This is a genomic window from Curtobacterium sp. Curtsp57, assembly GCF_047324335.1.
Classification (GTDB): domain Bacteria; phylum Actinomycetota; class Actinomycetes; order Actinomycetales; family Microbacteriaceae; genus Curtobacterium.
The window spans coordinates 3919483-3933297 of sequence record NZ_CP168511.1; the positions used below are offsets into that span (position 1 = coordinate 3919483).

Annotated in this window: 12 protein-coding genes; 1 reads left to right on the plus strand and 11 read right to left on the minus strand. The window is 72.0% G+C overall.

What is annotated here, in order from left to right:
* Window positions 1–9 precede the first annotated feature (9 nt).
* The 4 genes from ACEN9V_RS18835 to ACEN9V_RS18850 form a co-directional block, all read right to left on the minus strand.
* Complete coding sequence (locus ACEN9V_RS18835) at window positions 10–939, minus strand: GH25 family lysozyme (RefSeq protein WP_413601574.1); 930 nt, start codon at window positions 937–939, stop codon at window positions 10–12.
* A gap of 98 nt (window positions 940–1037) precedes the next feature.
* Window positions 1038–1691 carry a hypothetical protein gene (locus tag ACEN9V_RS18840; RefSeq protein ID WP_413601575.1) on the minus strand — a complete coding sequence of 218 codons (654 nt, stop codon included), beginning with the start codon at window positions 1689–1691 and terminating at the stop codon, window positions 1038–1040.
* Between the two features lie 100 nt (window positions 1692–1791).
* Window positions 1792–2934 (minus strand): glycosyltransferase family 4 protein, encoded by a 1143-nt coding sequence (locus ACEN9V_RS18845; RefSeq protein ID WP_413601576.1) that lies wholly within the window; start codon window positions 2932–2934, stop codon window positions 1792–1794.
* Between the two features lie 82 nt (window positions 2935–3016).
* The gene (locus ACEN9V_RS18850) at window positions 3017–4072 is read right to left on the minus strand and encodes a lysylphosphatidylglycerol synthase transmembrane domain-containing protein (protein WP_413601577.1); all 1056 of its coding nucleotides are present in this window, start codon (window positions 4070–4072) and stop codon (window positions 3017–3019) included.
* Window positions 4073–4101: 29 nt separating this feature from the next.
* On the opposite strand from ACEN9V_RS18850, the gene ACEN9V_RS18855 reads away from it, so the two are divergent.
* Entirely contained in the window at window positions 4102–5283 is a 1182-nt protein-coding gene (locus ACEN9V_RS18855; protein WP_413601578.1) for a glycosyltransferase, read from the plus strand.
* A 35-nt stretch (window positions 5284–5318) separates the two neighbouring features.
* Here ACEN9V_RS18855 and ACEN9V_RS18860 read toward each other — a convergent pair whose 3' ends face one another.
* From ACEN9V_RS18860 to ACEN9V_RS18890, 7 genes are read right to left on the minus strand one after another with little or no spacing between them, the layout of a single operon-like run.
* Window positions 5319–6818 carry a hypothetical protein gene (locus ACEN9V_RS18860; protein ID WP_413601579.1) on the minus strand — a complete coding sequence of 500 codons (1500 nt, stop codon included), beginning with the start codon at window positions 6816–6818 and terminating at the stop codon, window positions 5319–5321.
* Window positions 6815–7822 (minus strand): NAD-dependent epimerase/dehydratase family protein, encoded by a 1008-nt coding sequence (locus ACEN9V_RS18865; RefSeq protein WP_413601580.1) that lies wholly within the window; start codon window positions 7820–7822, stop codon window positions 6815–6817. The genes ACEN9V_RS18860 and ACEN9V_RS18865 overlap by 4 nt, the downstream gene beginning before the upstream one ends.
* Complete coding sequence (gene rfbD, locus ACEN9V_RS18870) at window positions 7819–8670, minus strand: dTDP-4-dehydrorhamnose reductase (protein ID WP_413601581.1); 852 nt, start codon at window positions 8668–8670, stop codon at window positions 7819–7821. Before rfbD ends, ACEN9V_RS18865 begins: the two co-directional genes overlap by 4 nt.
* 27 nt (window positions 8671–8697) lie before the next feature.
* Window positions 8698–9684, minus strand: a complete 987-nt coding sequence (gene rfbB / locus ACEN9V_RS18875) for a dTDP-glucose 4,6-dehydratase (RefSeq protein ID WP_281265003.1) — start codon at window positions 9682–9684, stop codon at window positions 8698–8700.
* Window positions 9681–11228: a hypothetical protein gene (locus ACEN9V_RS18880; protein WP_413601582.1), complete on the minus strand. Its 1548-nt coding sequence runs from the start codon at window positions 11226–11228 to the stop codon at window positions 9681–9683. The genes rfbB and ACEN9V_RS18880 overlap by 4 nt, the downstream gene beginning before the upstream one ends.
* Window positions 11225–12781: a glycosyltransferase family 39 protein gene (locus ACEN9V_RS18885; protein ID WP_413601583.1), complete on the minus strand. Its 1557-nt coding sequence runs from the start codon at window positions 12779–12781 to the stop codon at window positions 11225–11227. Before ACEN9V_RS18885 ends, ACEN9V_RS18880 begins: the two co-directional genes overlap by 4 nt.
* On the minus strand, window positions 12774–13715 hold the full coding sequence (locus ACEN9V_RS18890; protein WP_281265000.1) for a glycosyltransferase family 2 protein: 942 nt from the start codon (window positions 13713–13715) through the stop codon (window positions 12774–12776). The genes ACEN9V_RS18885 and ACEN9V_RS18890 overlap by 8 nt, the downstream gene beginning before the upstream one ends.
* Between the last annotated feature and the right edge of the window lie 100 nt (window positions 13716–13815).

Consider the following 13815-nt stretch of genomic DNA (forward strand, 5'->3'; position numbering starts at 1 on the left):
GAGCCGTCGTCAGTCGGTGCGGCTGGCGAACACGCGGAGCGACGCGACGGAGTGCACGGTCACGTCCTGGTCACCCGGGAACGTACCGGTCGACGCCCACTGCCAGAAGGTCCACCGTCCCCAGCTCGCGCCGACGGTGCCTGGCGTGGTGAAGTCGTTGACCGGGTAGAGCGCGACGAACAGCGGGTTGCCCGGGAACTTCGCGGAGTTGCCGGTGCAGCGCTTCCACCAGTCGGTCGTCGTGTAGATCGCCGGCCAGCGGTGGACCTTGTCGTACACGGCCGTCGAGTACTCCAGGATCCAGTTGACCATCGCCGTCTGGCTCAGCCCGTAGCAGGTGCCCTGCGCGGCGCTGCCGTACTCGATGTCGAGGAGCGGCGGCAGGGTCTTGCCGTCGTTGCTCCACCCGCCGCCGTGCGAGAAGAAGTACGCGGCCGTCGCGGTGCCGCTCGCCTGGGACGGTTGCGCGTACGCGTACCCCCCGCGGATCACGCCAGCGTTCTTCGAGGCGTTGTACTGCCGTGGGTAGTACGGACTCGTGTAGCTGACGCCCTCGGACACCTTGATGTACGCGAAGCGGGCACCCTTCGCGTACGCGCTGCGGAAGTCGACGTCGTGCTGCCACGCGCTGACGTCCATGCCCTGCACCCGTCCAGGCGGCGGACCACCGGTCGCGGCCTGCGTGGTCGCCTGGGCCCTGGCGCCGGCAGCCGACCCCGCCGAGGCGGCGTGCGCCGCGATGCTCGCACCCATGGCGTGGTTGCCGGTCTGGTCCATCGTGGCGATCGACGGGTCCTCGGCCGTCGACGTGCTGCTGGTCGCGGTCGGTGTGGGATCCACACCGGTCACGGCGGCGGCCGGCCCGCTCGCCACGGCGGTCACCGCCCCCACCCCGAGGATCGTCCCCACGGCGATCGTGCGCCATCTCGTCGTTCGCATCCGGTCTCGTCCTCCCTGTCGACGGTGACCGTGGCGGACCCACCTCGGTCACGTTCGGGAGAGCATACGCGCCGTGCGCAGACGGCGCGTGCCGTCGCTCAGGAGGCCGTGGTCGCCCCCGTCGTGCCGTCGACCGTCACCGTCGTGGTCGCGCCGGACACGGTCAGCGTCGCCGTCCACACCGGTGCGGCCCCGGTCCCGCCGAGCACGAGCGACGAGAGCTTCGCCCCAGCGGTGGACTTCTCGGCGTCGGCGGCGGCCGCGGCGGCGTCGACCTTCAGCGCCGCCGCGCGCGCGACGTCGTCGGCCATCGTCTGGCTGTCCGATTCCTTCGGGAACGGTCCGGAGGTCACCCGTGCGAGCGTCGCGGACACGACCGACTGCGTCCGGGCACCGCTGGCGTCGGCGACGACCACGGTCCAGTTGTCGCCGGCTCCGGTGAGCGAGACGACCGTGCCACCACCGGCTGCCGCGAGCCCCTGCTTCGTCACGGTCGCCCAGTCGACCGAGGTCGGGTTGTCGACGCCGCTGCCGTTGCCCGTGCCGGGACCGGTGCCGTCGTCGGCGGAACCGGTCTGGTCGTCGGTCGGGGTCGCGCTCGGGGAGGTCGACGCGCTCCGCGACGCCGACGGCGACGCCGATCCGCTGGGCGCCGCGTCGTCCCCGGTCGAGCAGGCCGCGAGCACGGCGGTCATGCCGATGCCGATGACGAGGGAAGCGGTGAGGACCGTGATGCGGTTGCGGCGTGCCATGAGCCGATGATGGCAGGTGCCCGCGCCGACGGAGCTGGACGACACGGTGGCCGGAGGCGATCGATGCGGAGCCGTGATTCAGCGCCGGATGCCCGTCGCGTCAGAGGTCGGCGTGCAGCTGCCAGGTCTCGAGCGCCGAGTCGCGCCAGTCGAACATCCGGGCACGGTCCGGCCCCGCGATCGCGAGCTGCGACCGGAGGAGCGGGTCGTTCACGACCTGGAACACGGCCTGCGCCAGACGCTCCGGGTAGCGATCGCTCGGGGAGCGCTCGACGCACACGCCGGCGTCCGAGGCGACTTCGCGGACGGCCGGGTCGTCGGAGTGCACGACGGGCGTCCCCAGGCTCATGGCCTCGATGACGGGGAGGCCGAACCCCTCGGCGAGGCTCGGGAACACGAACACCGTCGCGCGGTCGTAGGCCACGGCGAGGTCGGCGTCGTCCACACGGCCGAGCACCTTCACCCGGTCGGGCGCGAGTCCGGCACGCTCGGCGGTGCCGACGACGTCCACGTCGCCCCAGCCGTCGGGGCCGGAGATGACGAGCGGGACGTCCTGCGGGGCATCCGGGTGGGCCATCGCCTCGATCAGGGCGGTGAGGCCCTTCCGCGGTTCGAGGGTGCCGACCGCGAGCACGTAGCGCTCCGGGAGGCCGAGGCGTTCGGCGCGGAGGTCCGCGTCCACGGGCACCCTGAGGCGACCGCTCGGAGCGCCGCCGATGACCCGGAGCCGTTCGTCGAAGCGGTGGATCTCGTTGAGCGCCGAGGCGACCGCGTGCGTGGGGACCACCACGGCGTCGGCGTACTTGTACGCGCGCTTCACCATGGCCTTGTGGAAGTGCACGCCGCGCGGCGTGAGGGTCTCCGGGTGCGTCCACGGCACGGTGTCGTGCACCGTGACGACCGTCTGACGACCGGGCTCCTGCGTGCGATCGTGCTTCACGAGGGGCGCGAGGACACTCGGTGCGTGCACCATGCCCTGCGAGGCCCCGCGCGCCATCCCGCCCTGCCAGGCGAGCGCGAGCTCGCGACGGGGGAGTGCCAGCCGGTCCATCCCGGACAGCCCGGGGAGGAGCGTGGTGAGGTGCTCGATCTCCGCCGGCGATGCCGCGGAGACCACGGCCTCGACGTCGCATCCGCTCGGGGCGGTGGCGATCAGCTGCCGGGTGAGTTCCTCCGCGTAGCGACCGATGCCGCCGGGGACCGGTGCGATCACCTGGTCCACGATCACGCGGAGTGTGGTCATCTGGTGCGCCTCCTGCTGGCCGTCGGTCGGAACGGCTCGGCCGTCGATCGGAGCGGTCCGGCCGCTCCGATGGCAGACACTATCAGTGGCCGCCGGGAGGAACCGGGCCGCCCACCCGGGCACCGGGAACGGCTGTCCGCCGACGGTGGCGCACCGCCAGCGCGGCACCGAAGCCGGCGAGCACGACGTCCCCGACGGTCATGAACGCACGGCTGATCACCGCGAGCGCGAGTGCGGCGGACGGGCTGGCGATCGAGCCGAGGAGCAGGACGAGCACCGCTTCCCGAGGACCGACACCGGCTGGTGCGATGACGACCAGGAACCCGACCAGCCACGCGACGGCGTAGGCACCGGTCGCCACCGGGAACAGCGTCGGGTCGTCGGCTCCGAACACGCGGAGCACGAAGGAGGCCTGGACGCCGTACGCGATCCACATCACGACGGACCACACCATCGACATCGTGGTGCCCGACCACGTGAGCGAGATCTCCTGCGGCGGGCGCCGGAGCAGCCGGAACGCGAGCGCGATGAGTCGTCCGAGCACCGGCGGGGTGAGCGCCACGAGCCCGATCACGACGACGATGGCGAGCCACCAGAAGTGTGCGAGGCCGTCCGTGGCGGAGAGGAGGAGGGCGACGATGCCGACGAGCGCCGCGGTGACCATGCTGACGAGCATCGACGCGAGCGACGCGACGGCGCTGCCGGTCCTCGCGAGTCCGTGGGCGCGACCGAGCTCGGCCTGCGCGGCGATCGACCACACGCCACCTGGGATGTACTTGCCGAGCTGCCCGACGAAGAAGATCGACGAGGACGGGGCGAGGCGCACCCGGTGCCCGGTCGACGCCATCATCGACCGCCACGACAGCATGTTCGCGACGAGTGCAGCGAAGGTGAGGAGGAGCCCGAGGGTGATCGTGGTGGCGTCGAGACGGGCGAAGTCGCGGGCGATGTCGTCCCACTGCTCGACGACGCCCCGCACGAGCAGCCCGACGGCGACGACGGCCGCCACCCACTTCACGACGGTCAGGACGCGCTCTCGACGGCCCCGCCTGGCGGGTGGGTCCGGAACGGGCCCCGCCGTCGTGTCGAGGGGTTCCGGGGAGGTCGGGGTCGACCCCGTAGGCTGTCGTGCGTCCATCGACCGACAACTCTAAGCGAGTGCGCTGCATGCAACCCGACCCCGCTGTCCGACCGACACTGCTCGTCGCCGCGTCGACGTTCCCGGCCGAACCGGGCGACGGGACGCCTGGGTTCGTCCTCGACCTCGCGACGGCGCTGTCCGACGAGTACCGGATCGTGGTCGTCGCACCGATGACGAAGGGCGCACGGAAGCACCAGCGGATCGGCGACGTCGAGGTCCGGCGGTACACCTACTTCCCGAGCCGCTGGCAGGACCTCGCCGACGGCGCGATCGTCGACAACCTGCGTGCGAAGCGCTCCCGCTGGGTGCAGGTGCCGTTCTTCTTCGGTGCGATGGCGACCGCGCTCGGTCGTGAGCGCCGGCGGTCGCGACCCGACGTCGCCCTCCTGCACTGGATCATCCCCCAGGGGGCCGTCGGCCGGCTCGTGCTCGGCGACCTGCCGCGCGTGGTGACCACGCTGGGCGGCGACCTCTACGCCCTGCGCAACCCGGTCCTCCAGGCGGTCAAGCGTGCCGTCATCCGGACCGCCGCCTCCGTGACCTGCATGAGCACGGACATGGCGAGCGAACTCGGCAAGCTCGGCGCACGACCCGACCAGGTCCACGTCGTCCCGATGGGCGTCGACCTGGCGCCGATCACCGCGGCGGTCGCCCGCGAGTCCCGCGTGCCCGGTCGGGTGCTGTTCGTCGGCCGACTCGTCGAGAAGAAGGGTGCCGTGGTCCTGCTCGACGCGCTCGATCGCATGGCGGAGCGACCGGCCGAGGTCGTCGTCGTCGGGGACGGACCGCTCCGCGGGGTGCTCGAGCGTCGTGCGGGCGACGGCGTCACGTTCCTCGGCGCCAGGGGCAAGGACGACCTGGCCTCGGAGTACGCGCGGGCGTCGATCGCGCTCTACCCGTCGGTCCCCGCGGCGAACGGCGACCGCGACGGTCTGCCCGTCGCGCTGCTCGAGGCCATGTCCGCCGGCTGCGCGATCGTCGCCTCGGCGGTGCCCGGCATCGTCGACGTGATCCGGGACGGCGAGAACGGGCTCCTGGTCCCACCAGGGGACGCCGCCGCACTCGCCGCCGCTGTGGATCGACTGCTCGCCGATCCGGCCCTCGCAGAGCGCCTCGGACGCGCGGCAGCGGTGACCGCGGCCGCGCACACCGTCGACGCCGTCGCGGACCGGTACCGCGGCCTGCTCGCCTCGGCGCTGCGCGGCTGACCACTCGGCGCTCCGGACCGGGAGCGCCGCGCGGGTCAGCGTTCGACGTCGACCGGTTCTTCGGTCTCGCGGGGCTCCGACACGGCGGCAGGTCCGGCGCGCCGAGCGTCGAGGAAGGCACCGACCGCGCACCCGACCGCGGCGACCACCGAGATCGCGAACATGAGCTGGACGACGCGCGCGGCGTGGGGCACGATGCCGGCGACGTGGAGGTCGACCAGCGACAGGTACGGCACGAACGACACGGCGATCCACACGGTGACGAGGATCCCGGAGGCGCGACGCCACCCCGTCAGTCCAGCCGCCATCGCGATCGTGATGACCGGCAGGATCGTCAGGGCGTACCGCGTGTTCGGCGCGCCGCCGCCGTGCACGTAGTCGATCTCGGTCACGCTGAGCAGTGCCGACACGGCCACGAACATCAGGACGATGAGCAGCGTCGACAGGCGGTCGCGGCGCTGTGCGGTGACGGCGGCGCGGGCGTCGAGGCCGGCGGGTGTGCTCCGGCGGCGTCGGACCAGGAGGGTGACGCCGACCACGACCGCGAGGGCCATCGGCAGGATCATCAGCACCCACTGGATCGGGTCGGACTGGGGCAGCACGCCTCGGTAGATCCCGTACAGGTCGGTCCAGAACTTGCCGTCGAACGCGACCTCCGGGATGGGGCGCTCGACACGGCCCATGTTCTGGATGCCCCAGTCGGCGTGCCGGCCGCTGAAGTTGCCGGCCGTGCGCTTGTTGTGCAGGTAGAACCACCCGGAGGCTGCGACCGCGGCGACGACCGGTGCGGCACCGGCGACGATCCGCGCCCAGATCCCGGACAGGCCCCAGAACTGCACGCGGCGGGCGAGGACGACGGCGACGACGATCGCGACGAGCCAGAGCGCGAACGACAACCGGGTGGTCATCCCGGCCGCGCCGACCAGGGCGGCGCCGACGAACAGGCCAGGACCGACGCCGGAGCGCAGCGCGGCACCGGCGATGCCGCACGCGAGCACGCAGAACAGCACGAACAGGACGTCGTTGTAGATCGAGCCGCCCTGCTGGATGAGCATGCCCGCGAGGGCGGTGACGATCGCGACGCCGCCGGGGAGCCGACGCGCGGTGGGGAAGCACCGCCACGCAGCCCACGCCGAGGCCACGACCACGGCACCGGCCATCAGCGCGCTGATCAGCCGTCCGGCGATGAGGGCCATCAGGGGGTGTCCGCCGTCGAACAGCGGTCCGACGACCGGCGCGAGCACGAGGTAGTACAGCGGCGGGTGCTGCGACACCCACTGCACCGGCGTCGTGGCGCCGAACGGGGCGTGGTAGGTGATCCCGTTCTCGAACACCGGCAGGTGCAGGTGCCAGACGGTGATGACGTAGTCGAGGTGCGCTGGCTCGTCGCCGCCGTTCAGCGGCGGGTACGTGAAGGCGCGGGCCGTGGACGCGGCGAGGACGAAGACCAGGGCACAGAGCACGGTGAACCCGGCCCATGGGTGCGCCGCGGTCCACGCGACGAGCCGTTCGCGGCGGGTTCCGGTGCGGGTCATCCTCGTCGTTCTCCTCGTTCGTCCTGCGGGTGTGTCGTCGAGCTCGCCGCGGATCGGATCGCGTCGACGGTGCGCGCCACCCCGTCCGCGAAGGGCACGAGCTGCCGGTCGTCGACGCTCGGGAGCACCGTCGAGCGGAAGCGGAGGTCGGTGCCCTGGAAGGACGCCGACGGGTCCTGCCCGGCGATCACGTCGAGCGACGAGCCGAGTGCCTGCTCGACGGCCGTGATCACCTCGGCGATGGACCGGCCCTCCTGCGAGGCGAAGATCTTGGTCCGCGCCGATCCGACCGGGTCGGCGGCGACCGCGTCCAGCGCGTCCACGATCATCGCGGCGGCGTCGTCGATGTACAGGTAGTCCCGCGTGGTCTCGAACGGCACGTAGATCGACGACGGGCGACCCTCGACGTGCGCGAGCGCGAGCTGCGACACCAGACCCTGCGGCTTCGTCAGGTTGGCACCCGGGCCGTAGAGGTTCGCGATCCGGCCGACGAGCGCGCGGGTGCCGGTCGCCGCCGCCCAGTTGCGGAACTGCGCTTCGGCCGCCAGTCGGCTCGAGCCGTACGGTGCGAGCGGGCGGGGATCGGTGGACTCGTCGAACGGGACCCCGGTCGACCCGGCGTACGTGGCACCCGCGGACGACGCGAAGAACACGACGCCGGGGGTGCCCGCCGCTCCTGCGACGGCCGGGGTGTTCGCCACGGCGGCCCCGTCGGGGGCGGTCGCAGCGGGGTCGAGCACGCGGGCCAGCAGCGCGGCCTCGGTGGCGAAGGCGTCCGCCCCGGTCGCCACGAAGCCCGTCCCGGCGCACCAGACCAGCCGCCAGGGGCCGTCGCCTGCACGGAGCGCACGGACGGCGTCGACCAGGACCGCCGCTGCTGCGTCCTGGTCGCCCCACGGCACGCGGGGCACGAGCACCCGGTCGCCGGCGTCCTCGAGCGCGGCGACGACCGCACGGCCGAGGAACCCGCCGCCCCCGACGACGAGCGAAGTGGTGACCGTCACGCGGCGAGGACCCCGTCCACGGCCGCGGCGTGGAGCGCCTCGCGCCAGTCGCGCATCGGCGGGATGCCGGCGCGCGACCATGCGCCGTGCCCGAGCACGGAGTACGCGGGGCGTGGGGCCGGGCGGACGAACGCGGCGCTGTCCGTCGGGAGGACCCGTGCAGGGTCGAGGCCGGCCTCGGTGAAGATCGCCTTGGTGAAGTCGAACCAGGACCCCTGGCCGCCGTTGGTGCCGTGGTAGATCCCGGCCGGCGCGTCGGCGTCGAGCATCGCCACGATCTGCCGGGCGAGGTCGCCGGTCCAGGTGGGCTGCCCGATCTGGTCGGTGACGACGCTCACGGTGTCGTGGGACGCGGACAGCCGGATCATCGTCTTCGCGAAGTTCGGACCGTGCGCACCGTAGAGCCACGCGGCCCGGACGATGTACGACGAGTCCGGCGCGATCGCGAGCACGGCTGCCTCACCAGCGGCCTTCGTCCGGCCGTACGCACCGATCGGGTCGGTGGGCTCGTCCTCGGCGTAGGGGGACGTGCCGTTGCCGTCGAAGACGTAGTCCGTCGAGACCTGCACGAGCTTCGCGCCGGCCGCGACCGCGGCCGTGGCGAGGACGGCCGGGCCCTGCGCGTTCACGGCGTGGGCGTCGTCCTCGTGCGACTCGGCGTCGTCGACCTTCGTGTACGCGGCCGCGTTGATGACCACGTCGTGCCCGGCCACCGCTGCGGTGACGGCAGCCTGGTCGGTGATGTCGAGGTCGGCTCGGGACAGTGCGGTCACGTCACGCCCGGCCAGGGCCTGCTGGAGGTCCTGACCGAGCATGCCGGCGGCGCCGGTGATGAGGTAGCGGGTCATGCGTGCGTCCGTCGTTCCTGGCCGTGCTCAGGCGAGCGCGGCGCGCTCCTTGAGGGGCTCCCACCACGAACGGTTGTCGCGGTACCACTGGACGACGTCGGCGAGGCCCTGGGCGAAGGGGACCTGCGGCTCGTAGCCGAGCTCCGCCTGGATCTTCGAGATGTCGACCGAGTAGCGGAGGTCGTGGCCGAGCCGGTCGGCGACACGGTCGACGTACGACCAGTCCTTGCCGGTGGCCTCGAGGAGGAGCTCGGTGAGCTCCTTGTTCGTGAGTTCCGTGCCACCACCGATGTTGTAGATCTCGCCGGCGCGACCGCGGGTCAGGACCATCGCGATGCCGCGGGTGTGGTCGTCGACGTGCAGCCAGTCGCGGATGTTGTTGCCCTCGCCGTAGAGGGGGACGTGCACGTCGTCGATGAGGTTCGTGACGAAGAGCGGGATGACCTTCTCGGGGAAGTGGTACGGCCCGTAGTTGTTCGAGCAGCGCGTGATCGAGAGGTTGAGTCCGTGGGTGCGGTGGTAGCTGCGGGCGAGGAGGTCGCTGCCGGCCTTCGACGCCGAGTACGGCGAGTTCGGCTCGAGCGGGCGCTCCTCGTCCCACGAGCCCTCGCTGATCGACCCGTACACCTCGTCGGTGGAGACGTGCACGAAGCGCTCGGTGCCGTGGCGGAGCGCGGCGTCGAGCAGACGCTGGGTGCCGACGACGTTGGTCTCCACGAAGATGCCCGAGTCGCGGACCGAGCGGTCGACGTGGGACTCGGCGGCGAAGTGCACGATCGCGTCCACGGTCGGCACGACCTCGTCGAGCTTCGCGGCGTCGCGGATGTCGCCCTGCACGAAGCTGTACCGGGGGGAGTCGGCGACGGGAGCGAGGTTCGCCAGGTTCCCCGAGTAGGTCAGTGCGTCGTAGACGACGACCTCGGCGCCCTCGAGGCCCGGGTAGGCGTCCTGGAGGGTCCGGCGGACGAAGTTCGAGCCGATGAAGCCGGCTCCTCCGGTGACGAGGATCTTCACGGATTGTTCCTTTGTGTCGGTTCGACGGTCGGCGGAGAGTCTAGCGGGAGCGGCGGCGGCGTACTCCTGGCGGCCACGACCACCACGAGCGCGACCACGGCTGCGACCGACGCCGCGCCGAGGAGCGCGGCCACTGCGGCCAGGACCTGCCACCCGAGCGGGGTCGACCCGGCGAGGGCGGCGATCCCGGCGCCGGTCAGGCCGACACGGCCGGCCTGGTACGCGCCGGAGAAGCCGATGAGGAGCCCGTACGCCGCGATGAGGAGCGCTCCGACCCCGCCGACGAGCGCCGTGGTGCGACGGGCTCGGGTGCTCGGGAGGAGCGACGCGGCGGCGGCGACGAACCCCGCGACCAGGGCGGGGACGGCGACGAGCAGGAAGCGGCCGCTCGACGTGGCGATCTGGTTGTCGGCGAGGGCGTTGCGCCACTCGTAGCCGAGCACGGTCGCGACGACGAGCGCCGGCCACAGCAGCACACCCCACGTCGGACGCAGGGCACGGTCGGCGCGGACGGCCGCCCAGAAGAGCACGCCGAGGCCGACCACGGTGAGTCCGGCGACGAGCGGTGGCGTGAATCCGAACGCGTCGTCGCCGAGTCCGCCCCAGAACGTGGCCGTGCCGCCGTTCCACTGCCCGTTGAGGAAGTCGCCGGGGTTCATCCCGGTCGGGGATGCCGGGGGGATCGGGTCCGGCTGTGGGGCGGCGTCCGGGACCCATCCGGTCCGGAGGCTCCGCCAGAACACGGCTCCGACGATCGCCGCCGGGACGATGACGACCACGACGTCGATCGCGCGGCGGACGAGGGTCTCGGACCACCGCAGGTCGTGGCGGGCGACGAGCACGATCGTGAGCGCGAAGACCACGAGCAGCAGCCCCATCGCGTTGATCGTCGCGCCGCACGCCGCCGCCACGGCGAGTCCGACGGACGTCCACCACGACCGGTCGCCGGTGAGGACGCGTGCCGCGAGCCAGGTCACGATCGCTGCGATGAGGACGAGCGGTGCCCAGAGCGTGACCGATGCGCCGAACTGCGCGGCCTTCGGGACGGCGAAGAGCAGCAGGGGTGCGACGACGGCGACACGCGGCGATCCGACGAGTCGACGGGCGGTCCCGGCGACGAGCAGCGGGAGCGGTGCGAGCAGGACGACGTCGACCAGGCGGATCAGCAGGATGGCGTGGTCCCAGCGGAGCGACTCCCAGTGCGCGATCCGCAGGACGGCGCCCGCGGCGAGGAAGAAGGTCTGGGGATGCTGCGACAACGGGTTGACGATCGTCGTCTCGCCCGGGTGCGCCGCGAGCACGGCGGCGACCGTGGACCGATCGGCGGGGTTCTCGAACAGCCATCGTGTCGAGGCCAGCGCGTGCATCTGCCCCGGGGCGGGCCAGCCGGCCTCGAGTGCGGTCCGGAAGACCGCGTCGACGCCGTCGACCTCGCCGTGCGTGCCGAACGCCGGGGTGACGAGGGCCCAGAGCGTCAGCAACGCGATCCACGCGATGGTCGTGAGCGCGAGGAGCAGGACGGTCGGACGGGTGAAGCGCCTCACGCTGTGCCTTCCGTCGACGGGACCACGGACCGGGTCGCGCGCACCACGAGCACCACGGCGACGACGGCACCCACCAGGAGCGCCACCACGACGACCGCCAGTGCGGCGAGCGGCACCGGGCCGTTCGCGGCGTAGTCGTCGATGCCGCCGGTGGTCACGAGGAACGACCGTCCCTCCCAACCCGCACGCCACTGCAGCCAGACACCGTAGACGGCGATCGCGATCGCGACGATGCCGATGCCGGCGGCGAGTCGGCGACGACCGGCCTCGGTGCGGGGGAGCCGTCGCCAGGCGAGCGCGCTGAGGGCGATGAGTGCGACCAGGGCGGGGAAGTAGTACCGGCCCTGGGTTCCGGCGATCTCGGTCGACCGGAGGTACGCCGACCAGGTGGTCTGCGTCTGCAGCAGCAGGATCACGACGGGCAGGACCGCGAGGGTGATGGCCGGCACGAGCGTGCGTCCCCGACGGAACGCGAACACCGCGATGACGACGATCCCGAGCACGGTGCCGACGACCGACAGGTACGGGGTCACCGCGTTCGAGGCACCGACCCCCGAGCTGCCCCAGAACGTCCGGACGATCGTGTCCCAGGTGACCTGGACGAACTGTGCGAGATCAGGTCCCTGTCCGTCCGGGAACGACTGTGCCTTGCGTGCGACGAACCCGTCCGGCTGCACGGTGCCGTAGGCGAGCAGGTTGTGCAGCCACCACCACGAGCCGACGGCCGCGGTGACCGCGCCGACGACGACGGTCCGCAGGAGGGCGCGTGGCCAGCCCCACCAGCGCACCGCCGGCAACAGGACGGCGACGAGGACGAAGGGCACCGCCGGCAGGCCGGTGCCCTTGAACCAGACCAGGGCGCCGGTGAGCAGCGCGAGGAGGATCGCGACCAGGAGCCGTCGGTCACCCGTGAGCGCCCGGACCGCCACGAGCGTGACCAGTCCGGAGAACAGGAGGACGGGGGCGTCGTTCGTCACGGCCGATCCGACCACCGCGACCTGCGGGACCGCCAGCACGGCTGCAGCACCGACGACCCCGGCGCGCCCGGACCGGGTGAGCCGTCGGACGGTGGCCCAGGCGATCACCGGGAGCGGGGCGACGAACGCGACGTCGAGCAGGCGCAGCGCCAGCACGCCGTCGGACCAGTGCAGGTCCTCGAAGCCGATGAGGTGGAGGAACCCGGCACCGATCAGGTAGTAGGTCGGCGGGTGCTGCGTCATCTGGTCGGTGATGCGCTCGTAGTACCCGGGGTGCCCGGCGAGCAGCTCACCCCACGTGGCCGTCGCGGCCGACGCCGACGACACCGAGGCGTGCACGGCGTCGAGGACGTGCATCGTCCCCGGGGCCGCCCAGGCGTGCCCGGTCGCGAGCTGCAGCACCGCGTCGACGTGTGCCATCTCGTCGGCGGCGTCGTACGGGTGGGTGATGACGGCGAACGCGCAGAGCACGAGCACGAAGAGGGCGGTGACGACCGTGACGGTGATGCCCTCGGACCGGGTCGGACGGGGCGCGCCGAGCCCGCGTTCGTCCGCCACGGTGCCGCGGTCAGTCACCGTACCGTGCGAGCTTCTGCAGGTCGAGCTGCTCTTCCGCGAGGGTCCGGTTCAGCCTGGTGAGGTCGGCGACGACACCGATCACGATCGCGAGGACCGCGGTGATGAGCAGCACCACACCGAGGATGATCGACTGGAGGTGGTTCCCGCCGGTGTGCATCGCCAGCAGCACCAGGTAGCGAACCAGCGGCCACGCGCCGAGTCCGCCGAGGACGAGCGCGACCCAGAGGAACAGCGCCATCGGCCGGTACATCAGGTAGACACGGGCGATCGCCGAGCCCGATTGGAACATGTGCTGCCAGATGTTCTTGAAGAGGCGCGATTCCCGGGTCTTGGCGTTCGTCGTGATCGGGATGCTCGCGATCGCCAGGCGCTTGTACCCGGCCTGGACGATCGTCTCCATGCAGTAGCTGAAGCGCGTGACGATGTTCAGCCGGATGAGCGAGTACTTCGAGTACGCGCGGAACCCGCTCGCGGCGTCGGGGAGGTCGAGCCCGGCTGCGCGGCTCGCGACCCACGAACCGAATCGCTGCATGAGCTTCTTGAAGCCGGAGAAGTGCTCGATCGTGCGCGTCTGCCGGTCGCCGATCACGATCTCCGCCTCGCGTCGGAGGATCGGCTGCACGAGGTCGGCGATCTGGGACTGCGGGTACTGGTTGTCCCCGTCGGTGTTCACGACGATGTCCGCACCGTGCAGCAGGGCGTAGTCGACCCCGTCGCGGAACGACCGGGCGAGCCCCATGTTCGTCGTGTGCCGCACGAAGTGCCGAACGCCGTGCGCCTTCGCGACCTCGACGGTGCGGTCGGTCGAGCCGTCGTCGATGACGAGGATCTCGATCTCGTCGACCCCGGGGATCGACGTGGGGATGGTCTCGAGCACCGAGGGGAGCGTCTGCTCCTCGTTGAGGCAGGGGATCTGCACGAACAGTTTCACGGGGGAGTGGGTCCTGTGGGGTCGTCGGCCGGCGGGTTCCGGCCCGGAAGTCGCCGGACATTCTATGCGGATGCACTGATCGCGTGGGCGCACAGACGAC